Source organism: Polyangium sp. 15x6 (genome assembly GCF_029960785.1).
Lineage (GTDB): Bacteria > Myxococcota_A > Polyangia > Polyangiales > Polyangiaceae > Polyangium.
On the sequence record NZ_JASBQE010000001.1, the window covers coordinates 223,368 to 236,450 of the forward strand.

At 69.9% G+C, this 13,083-nt stretch carries 9 protein-coding genes; all 9 read left to right on the top strand.

What is annotated here, in order from left to right; translation table 11 throughout:
* Positions 1-78 precede the first annotated feature (78 nt).
* A complete protein-coding gene (bla, locus tag QHF83_RS00940) occupies positions 79-1,080 on the top strand; it encodes a class A beta-lactamase (protein ID WP_282415817.1) in 1,002 nt (333 codons plus the stop codon).
* 152 nt (positions 1,081-1,232) lie between these two features.
* A complete protein-coding gene (locus tag QHF83_RS00945; protein WP_282415818.1) occupies positions 1,233-2,060 on the top strand; it encodes a calcium-binding protein in 828 nt (275 codons plus the stop codon).
* A 151-nt stretch (positions 2,061-2,211) separates the two neighbouring features.
* Positions 2,212-4,125, top strand: coding sequence for a chloride channel protein (locus QHF83_RS00950; RefSeq protein ID WP_282415819.1), 1,914 nt, complete (start codon positions 2,212-2,214; stop codon positions 4,123-4,125).
* Between the two features lie 191 nt (positions 4,126-4,316).
* Positions 4,317-4,649 (top strand): hypothetical protein, encoded by a 333-nt coding sequence (locus QHF83_RS00955; RefSeq protein ID WP_282415820.1) that lies wholly within the window; start codon positions 4,317-4,319, stop codon positions 4,647-4,649.
* A gap of 102 nt (positions 4,650-4,751) precedes the next feature.
* Complete coding sequence (locus tag QHF83_RS00960; RefSeq protein WP_282415821.1) at positions 4,752-5,423, top strand: TetR/AcrR family transcriptional regulator; 672 nt, start codon at positions 4,752-4,754, stop codon at positions 5,421-5,423.
* Complete coding sequence (locus tag QHF83_RS00965) at positions 5,420-6,163, top strand: ABC transporter ATP-binding protein (protein ID WP_282415822.1); 744 nt, start codon at positions 5,420-5,422, stop codon at positions 6,161-6,163. The genes QHF83_RS00960 and QHF83_RS00965 overlap by 4 nt, the downstream gene beginning before the upstream one ends.
* A complete protein-coding gene (locus QHF83_RS00970; protein ID WP_282415823.1) occupies positions 6,160-6,927 on the top strand; it encodes a hypothetical protein in 768 nt (255 codons plus the stop codon). Before QHF83_RS00965 ends, QHF83_RS00970 begins: the two co-directional genes overlap by 4 nt.
* A gap of 2 nt (positions 6,928-6,929) precedes the next feature.
* Entirely contained in the window at positions 6,930-7,721 is a 792-nt protein-coding gene (locus QHF83_RS00975; protein WP_282415824.1) for a hypothetical protein, read from the top strand.
* A gap of 142 nt (positions 7,722-7,863) precedes the next feature.
* Complete coding sequence (locus QHF83_RS00980) at positions 7,864-13,029, top strand: MYXO-CTERM sorting domain-containing protein (RefSeq protein ID WP_282415825.1); 5,166 nt, start codon at positions 7,864-7,866, stop codon at positions 13,027-13,029.
* Positions 13,030-13,083: the final 54 nt, after the last annotated feature.

A 13,083-nucleotide genomic window follows, 5' to 3' on the forward strand; every position in this document is an offset into this window, starting at 1 on the left:
ATGCGGTTTGTCCGGGGGCGTCCTCGACGTACGCCGGCGCGGGAATACGGCTCGCGCCTCGTGCGTTCGTCGCGGATCATGCAACGATTGTCACTCCTCTCCGCCGCCGTCCTCCTCTGCGCTTGCGCCGCCCCGCCCCGCGCGCTCGACGTCACGCGCCTCGAACGGGACGTGACTGCGGCCGAAGCGCGGTCGGGGGGTCGGCTCGGCGTCGCCGTGGTCGAACCGACCTCGGGGCAGCGCTGGGTGCATCATGCGGGCGAGCATTTTCCTCTGCAAAGCACCTTCAAGGCGCCGCTCGCCGCGGCGGTGCTCGCACGCGTGGACGCGGGCGCGCTCGCGCTCGACACGAAGATCGAGGTACGTCGCGACGAACTGAGCGTATGCTGGAGCCCGCTCGCGGAGGCTTTCCAGGGCGAGGCGCAATCGTTCTCGCTGCTCGACCTCCTCACACAATCGGTCGCCGTGAGCGACAATACGGCGGCCGATGTCCTCATGCACGAGATCGGCGGTCCCGAGAGCGTCAATGCCCTGCTCTCTCGATCGGGCGTGACGGGGATGCACGTCGATCGATACGAGCGGGATTTGCAGCTCCAGTTCCACGGGCTCGCCGCGTACGAGCCCGCGATGTCCACCTGCCAGGGGATGGACGCCGCGATCGATCGATTGCCGAAGGACGAACAGGTGCGCGCCTTCGAGGCCTACCTGCGAGACCCTCGCGATACGACCACGCCCGAGGCGGCGGCGGATTTCCTCCTGAAGCTCGATCGCGGGGAGATGCTCACGCCTGCGTCGACGCGGGTCCTCCTCGACATCATGCATGGGGCGAAGACCGGTCCTCGCCGGCTCCGCGCAGGTCTCCCGCCGGACGCGCGTTTGGCGCATAAAACCGGAACGTCGGCGGACACCGAGGGGCGCAATGGCGCCACGAACGACATCGGAATCGCGACCCTGCCGGACGGGCGAAAGCTCGTGATCGTGGCCCTCTTGACGAATTCGAGCGCGCCGGAGGAGACGCGCGAGTCCGCGTTGGCCGACGTCGCGCGGGCGGCGGTGGGGGCAATGATGGGCCCGCAATGAGAAAGCCATTCGATGGCTCAAAACGTCACAATGTCCTGGCGCACTGTGGCGCACTGTTCCGGAGCCATTGTAATTCATAGCGAAAAGGCCATCTTTTCGTCCCGCGGACCGTGGCACGTGCGTTGCTGATGCGGGGCCCCGGAGGTTCGCTCATGGCTCATCTGTCCCGCATCGCCCGTCTCTTGCTGGTCCTCGTCCCCGTCTTTTCACTCGGAGCCATGGGATGCTCGACCGAGGTCACCTCCGGCGACGGGGAAGGAGACGGCGGTGAAGGCGGCGGCGGTGAAGGCGGCAGCGGCGAGGGCGGCCAGGGCGGCGAATGCACGACGTACGGGGGCGCCGGCTGCAAGCCCGGAGAGCTCTCGGCCTGCGATCTCCCGCCCGAGTTCGGCGAGATCAACATGACGTGCCAGCTCCTGGAGAATTGCGAGACCACGTGGGACTACACGGCTTGCAATACACCGCTCGTGCTCTCGTTCGATCAGGTGAGCGTCGAGTACACGACCGACGCGACGCACTCGTTCGACCTCCAGAATCGCGCGAGCCAGGTGACGGATTGGCCCACGGCGCGCACGCCGTGGCTCGCCCTGGACCGCGACGGCAGCGGCGCGATTGAAGATGGATCCGAGCTCTTCGGTTCGATGTCCCCGCTCGCGAGCGGCCGCGGCGCGCCGAACGGCTTCGTCGCCCTGCGCGAGCTCGACGAGAACCACGACGGGCGCATCGACGCGCTCGATCCGCACTTCTCGCGCCTGCTCGTCTGGGCCGACCGCGACGCCGATCGGCGCGCCACGCCGGCCGAGCTCGAGAGCGCCGCCGCGATCGAGATCGAGTCGATCTCCCTCGATTACGTGTCCGTGCCCCGCTGCGACGCGCGCGGCAATTGCGAGGTCGAGCGCGCGCCCTTCGTGTACCGCGACGCCGCGGGCGTGCAGCGCACGGGTGCCGTGATCGACGTGCGCCTCCCCCCGCAGCGCTGACCTCGCGCCCTCGTCGACGCGTCGTCCTCGGCTCATCGATCCCGTACGGTCTCGTACGATGTTCGTTTGAGTGCAAATATGTCTGGCACGAAGGCCCGCACACCCCGCGGCGCTCGTGCTAGACTCGGACGCACGCCAGACGACCTGCGAAATGGATCCATCTCCGGAAAAAACCGGCGTTTCCGTCACACGGACGCCTCTCCCCTCGCCGCGCGCGCAGGGGCTCCTCTCCGCGCTCTTCGTCGACGCCTCGCCCATCGATCTTCGCCTCGTGGGCCGCACCTTGCTCCACGCGGCGCTCGTCGGGGCCGGGGCGGGCGTCGTCGCGGTCGTGTTTTTCGCCGCGATCGAGGTTCTGGATCGCTTCTTTCTCTCGGGCCTCGCCGGATACCGCGCGCTTCGCGCCGCGGGCGAATCCTTCTTCGGCGAGCACGCCACGGGGTCGTTCCGGCCGTGGCTCCTCGTGCTCTTGCCCGCGTTCGGCGGCCTCGCAAGTGGCCTGATCACGCGCCTGGCCCCCGAATGCCGCGGCGGCGGCGGCGACGCGATGATCGAAGCCTTTCACCGAGACGGCGGGATCATCCGGCGGCGTGTCGTCTGGGTGAAGGCGCTCGCCTCCGCGCTCACGCTCGGAACGGGCGGCGCGGGCGGGCGCGAGGGGCCCACGATGCAGATCGGCGCGGCGTTCGGCTCGTTCGTCGCCGGGGTCTTGAAGGTCTCGGCGCGCGAGCGGCGCATCCTCATGATCGCCGGCGTCGCGGCCGGCATGAGCGCGATCTTCCGCACCCCGCTCGGCGCCGCCCTGCTCGCCACCGAGGTCCTTTATCGCGACGACGTCGAGAGCGACGCGCTCATCCCCGCGCTGCTCGCGAGCGTCATCTCGTATTCGGTTTTCATCTCCGTCTTCGGCGAGGCCACGCTCTTCGCGCACGCGCCGCGGTATCCGTTCGTCCCGGCGCACCTCCCCTTGTATGCGCTGCTCGCCATCTTCGTCGCGCTTTGCGCCATCGTCTTTCTCAAGGTGATGGCATTCGTGAAGCGCGCCTCCGCGCGCCTGCCGGTCCCCGATTGGGCGCGTCCCGGCGTCGGCGGCCTCGCGCTCGGGCTCGTGGCGGTGCCTCTGCTCTTGCTCCTCGGCGCGCGGCACGTCCTGCCGGAGGGGCAGGGGATCGGCGTCCTCGGTGGCGGTTATGGCGCCGCGCAAGTGGCCATCACGGGCGCCTCGTGGCTCCCCGAGGGCTGGCAGGGCATCGAGCTGCTCGTCGCGCTCGCGGCGATCAAGATCGTCGCGGCCTCGCTCACCATTGGCACGGGCGGCAGCGCGGGTGATTTCGCGCCCTCGCTGGCGATCGGCGGGCTCGTCGGGGGCGCGTTCGGCCGCATCGCGGCGCTCTCGATCGGCGACCCGCGGATCGATCCCGGAGCGTTCGCGCTCGTCGGCATGGGCACGTTTTACGGGGGCGTCGCGCACGTGCCGCTCGGCTCGCTCGTCATGGTCTGCGAGCTCGCGGGCAGCTACGACCTCCTCGTCCCGCTCATGCTCGCCGAGGGCATTGCATTCGTGGCGCTGCGCGACCGCTCGCTTTATTCGGCGCAGGTCCCCACGCAGCGCGACTCCCCCGCGCATCCGCCGGGCGTGCTCGACGTGCTTCGCTCCCTCAAGGTCGCCGACGTCATGATCGCCGGCCGACCGTATGTTCGTTTCGGCCTCGCGACGCCCGTGCCCGAGGTCCTCCGCCTCGCGGCGGACACGGGCTGGCAGGACGTGTTTCCCGTGCTCGACGAGCAGGGCAAAATGGCCGGGGTCATCACGAGCGACGTCGTGCGCCTGCTCGCCACGGAGCGGGACCTCGAGGTATTGACCCTCGCGGTCGACGCCATGCAGCCGCCGGTCGCCGTGCGGCCGGACGACGATTTGAGGACGGCGACCGAGGTGCTGCTCGCGCAAGGCGTGCGGGAAGTGCCCGTCGTCGACGATTCCGGCAGGATCGTGGGTTTCCTCGACGAATCCGAGGTAGGGCGCGCTTATCTGGAGGCGACGCCGCGCGAAGAGCGGGCGGCTTGAAGCTCGTTCGACCCGGGGCGCGGAGAGGTCCGAGGGCGCCCTCGCTCCGCTTCCCTTTCGCTCTCCGAGCCTTGCGGGGTCACGATTGCTGCGCGTCACGTTCACGCGGCGAGCGGCATCGGACTCGCATGTGCGGGGCGGGAGCCTTCCGCGAAGACCGCGGCAGGCATTCAACCGGAAGGAGACGATCAATGACACGTATACTCCGGCCCCTCCTCGCCTCGCTCGCGCTCGGGCTGCTCGCGTCGCCCGCCATTGCGACGGCCGACGAACACGCCCAGTCGCTCCACGAGCAGTACAAGGACGCCAAGAAGGACGAGATCGCGTTCGCGAACCTGCCCACCGCGGCACAGAACGCCATCCGGACCTGGGCCGAAGGCGGCGAGATCAAGAAGGTCGAGCAGGTCACGCTCAAGAACGGCCAGGTTCAATACAAGGCCGAGATCAAAAAAGGGAAAGAGAAGCTCGAGGTCGCCGTGACCCCGGACGGCAAGACCGTCGCCCGCGGCGAGGACATCGATTAGCAGAGCCTCCGAGCCCCGTTGAAGCGAGCTCGCGGGACCCGCGGGCTCGCTCCCGTATGCCGGAAGTTGACTTGAACGACCAGTTGAGTCATCTTGGTCGTGATGGTCGCACGACGCAGCCAGAAGCCTCGTGATCCTGCGCGGCGCCAGCGCATCCTCGAAGCGGCGCGGCGGCACTTCACCCAGCACGGCTTCAAGGGGACGAACCTCGACGCGGTCGCGGCCGAGGCGGGCTGCGCGAAGGGCGCGCTCTACCTCGAGTTCGCCGACAAGGAGTCGCTCCTGCGCGAGGTCGTCGAGCAGGCGTTCGCGGCGATCGGCGCTCGGTATGCCGAGGAGGTCATGTCGATCGAGTCGCCGCTCGAGCGGCTCGTGGCCACGCTGCGTTTCGCGTATCGACAGCTCCTCGCCGACCCGATGTTCGGCAAGTTGCTCCGCGAGGACCCGGATTTCCGCGCGCTCGGGCTCACCTCCGATTCGCAGAAGATCGAGCAAGGCAAGGCGCAGCTCGCCATGATCCGCGGCTGGGTCGACGAGGGAATCGCGCGCGGTGAGATTCGCGCCGACATCGATCGCGACGCGGTCCCGATCGTGATCGGGGTCCTGCGCTTCGCGCCGCAGCACCTCGGCATGATCGCCGAGCTCGGCCTCTTTTCGACCGAGCGCGCGCTCGACGCGATCGTCGACGTCTTCCGCGCGGGCCTCTCCGCGCCGAAGAGCCCACCGCCCGCGAAACGCGCGGCGCCCACACCCACGAGGAGATCCAAGCGATGAACACCACGCATGCAATCGAGGTAGAGGGCCTGACGAAGCGGTTCGGCAAGGTCACGGCCGTCGACGGTGTCACGTTCGCGGTCGAGCCCGGCGAGGTCTTCGGGTTCATGGGCCACAACGGCGCGGGGAAAACCACGACGCTCCGCATGCTCCTCGGCCTCACGCCGATCACGTCCGGCGCGGCGCGCGTGCTCGGCCGGGAGGTCGGTCGCGAGACGCTCGAGGTTCGCCGGACCGCCGGGTATTTGCCGGCGAACTACACGCTCCCGCCGGACATGACGGCCCGCCAGTTCTTGCATTACGTGGGCGCCATGTTCGCGCTCCCGCGCGGCGTCGTCACGGAGCGGGCCGAGGCGCTCCTCCGGCGCTTCGACCTCGTGCGCGATGCGGATCGAGCTCTCCGCGGCTTTTCCACCGGCATGGCGCAGAAAGTGGGGCTCGCCCAGGCGCTCATCAACGAGCCGCGCGTTCTCCTGCTCGACGAGCCCACCTCGGGCCTCGATCCGCTCGGCCGCCACGAGCTTCTGGAGCTCCTCCGCGAGCTCGCGCGCGATAGGGGCGTCACCGTCGTCTTTTCATCGCACATCCTCTCCGACGTCGAGGCGCTTTGCCGGCGCGTCGCGGTCCTGCATCGCGCGCGGCTCGTCGCATTCGGCGACGTCGATCGCCTCAAAGCGCAGCACGCGGCGCGCACGATGGATGACCTCTACCTCGCGCTCGTGCGCAAGGAGGCCGCATGATCCGGCTTCTGTGGCTCGACTATCTGGCGACGCTGCGCGAGCGCAAGACGTGGCTCTCTGGGGCCATGCTGCTCTATGCGGTGCTCTCCATTCCGGTGCTCCTCGCGCGCCCGCCCGCGCACGTGGAGGACGCGATCGCCACGTGGTTCGGCCACGGCGGCCCGTTCGTGATCTTCATGTACGTGTGGATCGACCTCGCGATGAACAAGGTGATCGCGTTCCTCCCGGTCGTCCTCGCGAGCGGCATCGTCCTGCGAGAGCGTGACGTCGGCGTCCTGCCGATCCTCGCGGCGAAACCCCTCACGATGTCGCGGTATTTCGCGCTCCGCGCCGTAAGCGTGTGCGCCGTCATGGCCACGCTCCACGTGGGCGCGCAGCTCGTCGGCCTCGTTTATTTCACCGCGCGTGTGCCAGGCTTTCGTCCCTCGACCTTCCTCGCTGCGATGACCCCGCACCTCTTCGCGGCGATCTTCTCGACCGGGCTTTCGGCCGCCATTGCAGGCTGGGTGAAGCATCGTGGTGCTTCCGCGCTGATCGGGCTCGCCGTACTCGGCCTGCTCCTCGGTTTGTCCCTCGTCGGGTTTTACCAGCCCGCGTGGCGGACCCTGACGCTCGTGAATCCGATGTCGCTCGGCGCGCTCGCCCTAGGAAACCTCGATCACCTCGGCCCGGCCGACCTCGCGCCGCCGATGCTCGTGCTCTCGCTTCTCTCGGTCGCCGCGATCGCGATCGGCGCCGCCGGTGTGCGCCGCATGGAGGCTTGATCATGTCCGAGACCGCTTCGCTCCGTGATTATTTTCTCCTCGAGGCACGGCACACGCCGCGCCGCGCGCCGGTCGCGGCCGCGATCCTCGGCGCCCTCGGCGTGCTCGGCACGCACGCGATCCTCGTGCGTTTTCCCCCGCGCGCGATCCACTTCCTCGAACAGGCCTTCGACCTCCGAGGGATCGCGGCGGTCCTGCTCATCAACGACCTGATGGCCGCCTATTTCGCACCCTTTTTCGTGGGGCTCGCGGGCCTGCTCGGCGCCGTCGTCACGGCGCGGGAGGAGGATCAGCTCGAAGTCCTGCTCGCGAAGCCCATCCGCGCCCGCGTGCTCCTCGCCGCGCGCGTCTGGCCCATTCTCGGCGTCGCAACCGCGACCGGCGCGGCCGTCTCGATCGCCACGGCGCTCTCGATCGTCCCCTATCTCGCGCCGGGCGACATGGTCAGCGCGGCCGGCGCGCTCGGCGGCGGGCTCTTTCTGACCGCGTTCGCTTTGCTCCTCCTCGTGATGCTCCTGCCGCTCCTCGTGCGCATGCGCGACGCCTTCCACGCGCTGCTCGTCGGATCGCTCGTGTGGCTCGCGCCGCTCATGCCGTCCGCCGTCATGATCTATCGCCCGGATGTCTATGAAGGCCGCGCGGCCTTGCGATCCGCGATCACTCTCCCGAGCCTCGTCTGGCACGACGCCGCGGCGGCCTGGATCGGACCTTTGGCGCTCATATTGGTGGCCCCGCTCTGCGCGCTCTTCGTGCGGATCGCGGGGAGCGTTCTCGAACGGACCGACACCCGGTGACGTGACTCGACGAAATGCCCAGCCGTGGCCTTGACGTGCGCCGGCCGGTGCTGTCCGATGCGGGGCTGAACGCCCCGGACGGTCCCGGCTTCGTCGAGCCGCGGCAACGTAGGGCGGGGCGAGCATTCACCTGGTGGGAGACATGCAATCTCGAACGGTTCCACGCACGCGCGCCGCGTGCAGAAGGCTCCGCGGCGCGACGGTCGGCTGGTTTGTCCACGGCCTGATCCTCGCCGCGCTCGCAGGGTGTAGCAGCGAAGGCCGCGACGCGGGCACATCGCAAAACCCGGGCGCGAGCGCGCCGCCCGCGGCCACGACAAACCCGACCGAGGCGATCGATCTCGACACCGTCATGCGGCGGACGCATTTCGGTTATCGCGCCGAGGGCGGCGTGTTCTCGGCGGGGCACGCGACGTATGCCGTCAAGGCGAGCCCCGAGGCGCTCACGGTGTGGCCGAGCGAGAGTGACCTCGCCGCGCCGGACGAGGGCGCGACGGCGCCGTTCGTCGCGTCGCTCGAGAGCATCACCCGCGGCGGACGATCGATCGCGGAGGGGCGCGGCGGAAAGGCCGCGGTCCGGCCCGACGCGAGCCTCGGTATCCAGCGCGGCGCCGTGGTCGAGCACCTCGAGAACGACGAGGAGGGCGTCGAGCAGAGCTTCGAATTCGCCGAGCGCCCGGCGGGCGAGGGCGATCTCGAGGTCAAGATCGCCGTGACGGGCGAAGAGTTCCTCGGCGAAACCGAGGGTGGCTTGCACTTCGCGGATCCTGCGACCGGGCTCGGCGTGCGTTACGGCGTGGCCACGTGGATCGACGCGAAGGGCGTGCGCACGCACGTCGACGCGGATTTCGTGGACGGTCGCATCGTGCTGCGCGTGCCGTCTTCGGTGCTCGACGCGAGCGCGTACCCGGCGGTGCTCGATCCCGTGATCGGGCCCGAGATCGCGATCGACACGCCCGTGTATGCCCCGGCGACCCGGGACGAGTACGAAACGGCCGTCTCGTACGCGGGCGGCACCTACCTCGTCGTCTGGTCGGACACTCGGTATCTGGGCGCCGAGGATGTGTACGGCGTGCGCGTGTCGGCGGCCGGCACCGTGCTCGATACGTCGGGCATCCCGATCGCGATCGCGAAGTACTACCAATACTCGCCGGCGGTGGCATCCAACGGCACGGACTGGATGGTCACCTGGGTCGACAGTCGCACCGGCAGCGACGACATCTACGCCGCTCGCGTCACCGCGGCCGGCGTCGTGCAGGATCCGAACGGGATCGTACTGACCACGGGCGGCAGCAAGGGCCACCCGTCGATCGCGTTCGACGGCACGAACTACTTCATCGCCTACGTGCAGAGCAGCCAGGTCCGCGGCAACTTCGTCGGGACGAACGGCACCGTGAACGCGAACACGGTGAACATCGCGTCCCTCGCGTACACCGTGTACGACACGGCGGTCTCCTTCAATGGGACGAACTACCTGGTCGCGTTCGACTACTTCACGGGGGCGACGTATTACCGCCTCGCCGCCCGGCGCGTGAATCCGGCCGGCACCGTGCTCGACGCGAGCGACATCCTCGCGTGCAACAACAGCACGACGTGCCCGCGCAGCCCGATCGGAGTCGCGTCGGACGGGGTGAACTGGCTGCTCGCGTGGGACACCTCGAGCTCCTCGAACTACATCTACGGCCAGCGGATCTCGGCGGCCGGGGTCCCGATGGACGCGTCGAACGGGTTCCAGATCGGGGGCGGCGTCACTACGGCCGATCCCATGAACGTCAACGTCACGTTCGCGGGCAACGGCTACGGCGTGTTCTGGGACGACGATAACCAGGTGTTCGGCGCGCGCGTGAGCTCGGGCGCGGCGGTGCTCGTCCCGGCGACCGCGTTGACGAACGAGATGGGCAGCCGCAGCTACCCCGGCGTGGCGCACGACGGGACGAACTTCTACGTGGCCTTCCGCGATACGCGCGGCGCCACGGCGAGCAGCCCGGCCGACATCTACGGGCTGCGCGTGTCGGGCGCGCTCGTGAAGGTCGACGCCACGAGCACGCTGCTCTCCCGCACGGCGAACGACGAGCGCTCCCCGCGCGCCGCTTTCAACGGGACGAACTGGCTCGTCGTCTGGGAGGATCAGCGCCCGGGCACCACGACCGACATCTGGGGCGCGCGCCTCTCCGGCACGGGCACCGTGCTCGACCCGGCGGGCTTCGCGATCTCGCAAGGGACGAGCTCGCAGTACGTGCCTGCGGTCGCGGCGAACGGCGTCGACTGGCTCGTCGTCTGGCAGGACCGTCGCAATGGCAGCGGCAACGACGACATCTTCGCCTCGCGTGTCTCCAGTACCGGCGCCGTGCTCGACGCCGGCGGAATCCCGGTGAACGCGGGGAGCGGCACCCAGACGAACCCCGCCGTCGCCGCGGACGGGACGAACTGGTTCGTCACGTGGCGCGACGCGACGAGCACGGAGGTCTGGGGCGCGCGCATCGCGCCGTCGTCGACCGTGCTCGATCCCGCGGGCATCAAGATCTCGACCGGCGGCGGGTCGTTGCCCGCGGTCGCGTACAACGGCACGAACTACCTCGTCGCCTGGACCAAGGCGTCGAACGCGAACGACATCTTCGCGTCGCGCGTGACGCCTGCCGGCGCGGTCCTCGACGCGGGGGCGCTCGCGATCCCCGTCTCGGCCGTCGTGGGCGCGGCGGAGACGAATGCCTCGGTCGCGTCGAACGGAACAGACTGGTTCGTCGCGTGGAACGACGTCTCCGACGTGCGCGGCGCCCGCGTCAACGCCGCGGGCACGGTGCTCGACGTCGTGGGCATCAACGTGAGCAACGCGACGAACACCCAGAACTTCCCCAGCACGGTCTGGGATGGCACGCAGTACTGGGTCGCCTGGCAGGACGATCGTACGACGGTGAACTATCAAGACGTCTACGCCGCCCGCATCACGAGCACCGGCACGAACAAGGATCCGAGCGGGTTCGTCGTGTCGAACGACGTGCTCCAGCTCGAGCTCCGGCCGCAGCTCGCGGCGGGCAAGCCGCAGGAGGTCCTCGCGGCGTATCACCGGTTCGATCCGCAGCAGCCGTATGGATCGGATCGGGCCCGCGCGCGTGTCCTCTCGGACGTCTCGCCGGGCGCGAACGGCGCGTCTTGCTCGATCGGCGCGCAATGCGTGAGCGGCTTCTGCGTGGACGGCGTCTGCTGCGACGCGGCCTGCACGAGCACCTGCCAGGCGTGCACCGCGGCAAAGAAGGGCGCGGGCGCCGACGGCGTCTGTGGACCGATCAAGGTCGACACCGATCCCGACAACGAGTGCACCGACCAGGGCGCGAGCTCGTGCGGCACGAACGGCAGCTGCAACGGCGCGGCCGCGTGCAAGCTCTACCCCTCGGGCACGAGCTGCGGCGCGACCTGCAATGCCGGCTCGCTCCAGCCGCAGACCTGCGATGGCGCCGGGACGTGCGCGGCGAACGGCATGCCGACGAGCTGCGCGCCCTACGCGTGCGGGGCGAACATGTGCAAGACCTCGTGCACGACGGGCGCGGATTGCGCGTCCGGCTTCTCGTGCGTGGGCGGCGCGTGCGTGGGCCTGCTCGGCAACGGCGCGCAGTGCACGGCGAACTCCGATTGCCAGTCGGCGAACTGCGTCGACGGCGTCTGCTGCAACACGAGCTGCACGGGCACGTGCCAGGCGTGCTCGGCGGGCAAGAAGGGCGCGGGCGCGGACGGCACGTGCGGGCCGATCGTGGCCGGCGCCGATCCGGATAGCGACTGCTCGGCCGAAGCCGCCGCGACCTGCGGCCGGACGGGGCAATGCAATGGTTCCGGCGCTTGCCAGCTCCACACGGCGGGCACGTCCTGCGGCAGCCCGCTTTGCCAGGGCACGGTGCTCAAGGGTCAGGTCTGCGACGGTGTGGGCACGTGCATCCCGTCCGCGACGGGGCAAGACTGCGCGCCGTACGCGTGCTCGGGCGGCGCTTGCCAGGGCGCGTGCACGATGAACGCCGATTGCGCGGCGGGCAACGCCTGCGTCATGGGCGCGTGTGTCCCGCCGCTCGCGAACGGCGGCGCTTGCATGACGGATGCCCAGTGCGCGTCGGGCTCCTGCGTCGACGGCGTCTGTTGCAACACGGCGTGCGGCGGCCTCTGCCAGGCGTGCACCGTGGCGAAGAAGGGCAGCGGCACGGACGGCGTGTGCGGGCCGATCGCGCTCGGCGTCGATCCCGACAACGAGTGCGTGACGCAGGCGGCGTCGAGCTGCGGACAAACCGGCGTTTGCAATGGCTCGGGCGCTTGCCAGCTCCACCCGCAGGGCACCTCCTGCGGCGTGAGCACCTGCCAGGGCAGCGTGGTCACGGGCCAGATCTGCAATGGCTCGGGCCAGTGCGTGAACGACGCGATGGGGCAGGACTGCGCGCCGTATGTCTGCTCGGGCGGCACGTGCAAGAACCCCTGCACGAACAGCAACGAATGCTTGCCGGGCAACGTCTGCTCGGCCGGCGCTTGCAAGCCCGCGGGCTCGCCGGGCGCGCCTTGCTCGAACGCGTCGGAGTGCGGCTCGGGCTTCTGCGTCGACGGCGTCTGCTGCGACGCGGCGTGCAATGGCGGGTGCGAGGCTTGCTCCACGGCGAAGAAGGGCCAGGGCGCGGACGGCGCGTGCGGCCCGATCAAGAACGGCACGGATCCCGATAACGAGTGCGCGGCCCAGGTGCCCACGACCTGCGGCCAGAACGGCCAGTGCAACGGCAATGGCGCGTGCGCCCTCTACGCGTCCGGCACGCAATGCGCGTCGGGCACGTGCACCGGGACCACGCAGACGAACCCGTCCCAGTGCGACGGCAGCGGCACGTGCGTCGCGGGCACGGAGACCTCGTGCGTGCCCGGGTATGCGTGCGACGGGACGAAGTGCGCGACGAGCTGCACGACGAACAGCCAATGCGCCCCGGAGTACGAGTGTGATCCGGTCATGGAGTGGTGCGTGCCCTCGATGAGCGGCGTCGGCGGCGGCGGTGGCGCGGGCGGTGGCGGCGGCGCCGGTGGCAATGGCGGCGCCGGCGGCGCCGGTGGCAATGGCGGCGCGGGCGGCAATGGCGGCGCCGGCGGTGCCGGTGGCAATGGTGGTGCCGGCGGCGCCGGTGGTGAAGGCGGCATGGGCGGCCGTCCGGCGGGCGCCGGCGGCGGACAGACGACCGACGACGGCGGCGGCTGCGGCTGCCGGACGGCGTCGGAGCCCTCCACGGCCGGCGGCATGGGCGCTCTGCTCGTCGTCGCGGCCTTCGGCCTGCGTCGTCGCCGTCGCTCCGCCTGATTCTCCCCCTCTCGTTCTCCCTCCTCGCCGCGCCCTGACCGGGGCGCGGCCTCC

Bases quoted from the DNA above. Each gene is read 5' to 3' on its own strand.
- QHF83_RS00955 (WP_282415820.1), top strand. From the start codon at position 4,317: ATGACACGTATACTCCGGCCCCTCCTCGCCTCGCTCGCGCTCGGGCTG.
- bla (WP_282415817.1), top strand. From the start codon at position 79: ATGCAACGATTGTCACTCCTCTCCGCCGCCGTCCTCCTCTGCGCTTGC.
- QHF83_RS00975 (WP_282415824.1), top strand. From the start codon at position 6,930: ATGTCCGAGACCGCTTCGCTCCGTGATTATTTTCTCCTCGAGGCACGG.
- QHF83_RS00945 (WP_282415818.1), top strand. From the start codon at position 1,233: ATGGCTCATCTGTCCCGCATCGCCCGTCTCTTGCTGGTCCTCGTCCCC.
- QHF83_RS00980 (WP_282415825.1), top strand. From the start codon at position 7,864: ATGCAATCTCGAACGGTTCCACGCACGCGCGCCGCGTGCAGAAGGCTC.
- QHF83_RS00950 (WP_282415819.1), top strand. From the start codon at position 2,212: ATGGATCCATCTCCGGAAAAAACCGGCGTTTCCGTCACACGGACGCCT.
- QHF83_RS00970 (WP_282415823.1), top strand. From the start codon at position 6,160: ATGATCCGGCTTCTGTGGCTCGACTATCTGGCGACGCTGCGCGAGCGC.
- QHF83_RS00960 (WP_282415821.1), top strand. From the start codon at position 4,752: ATGGTCGCACGACGCAGCCAGAAGCCTCGTGATCCTGCGCGGCGCCAG.
- QHF83_RS00965 (WP_282415822.1), top strand. From the start codon at position 5,420: ATGAACACCACGCATGCAATCGAGGTAGAGGGCCTGACGAAGCGGTTC.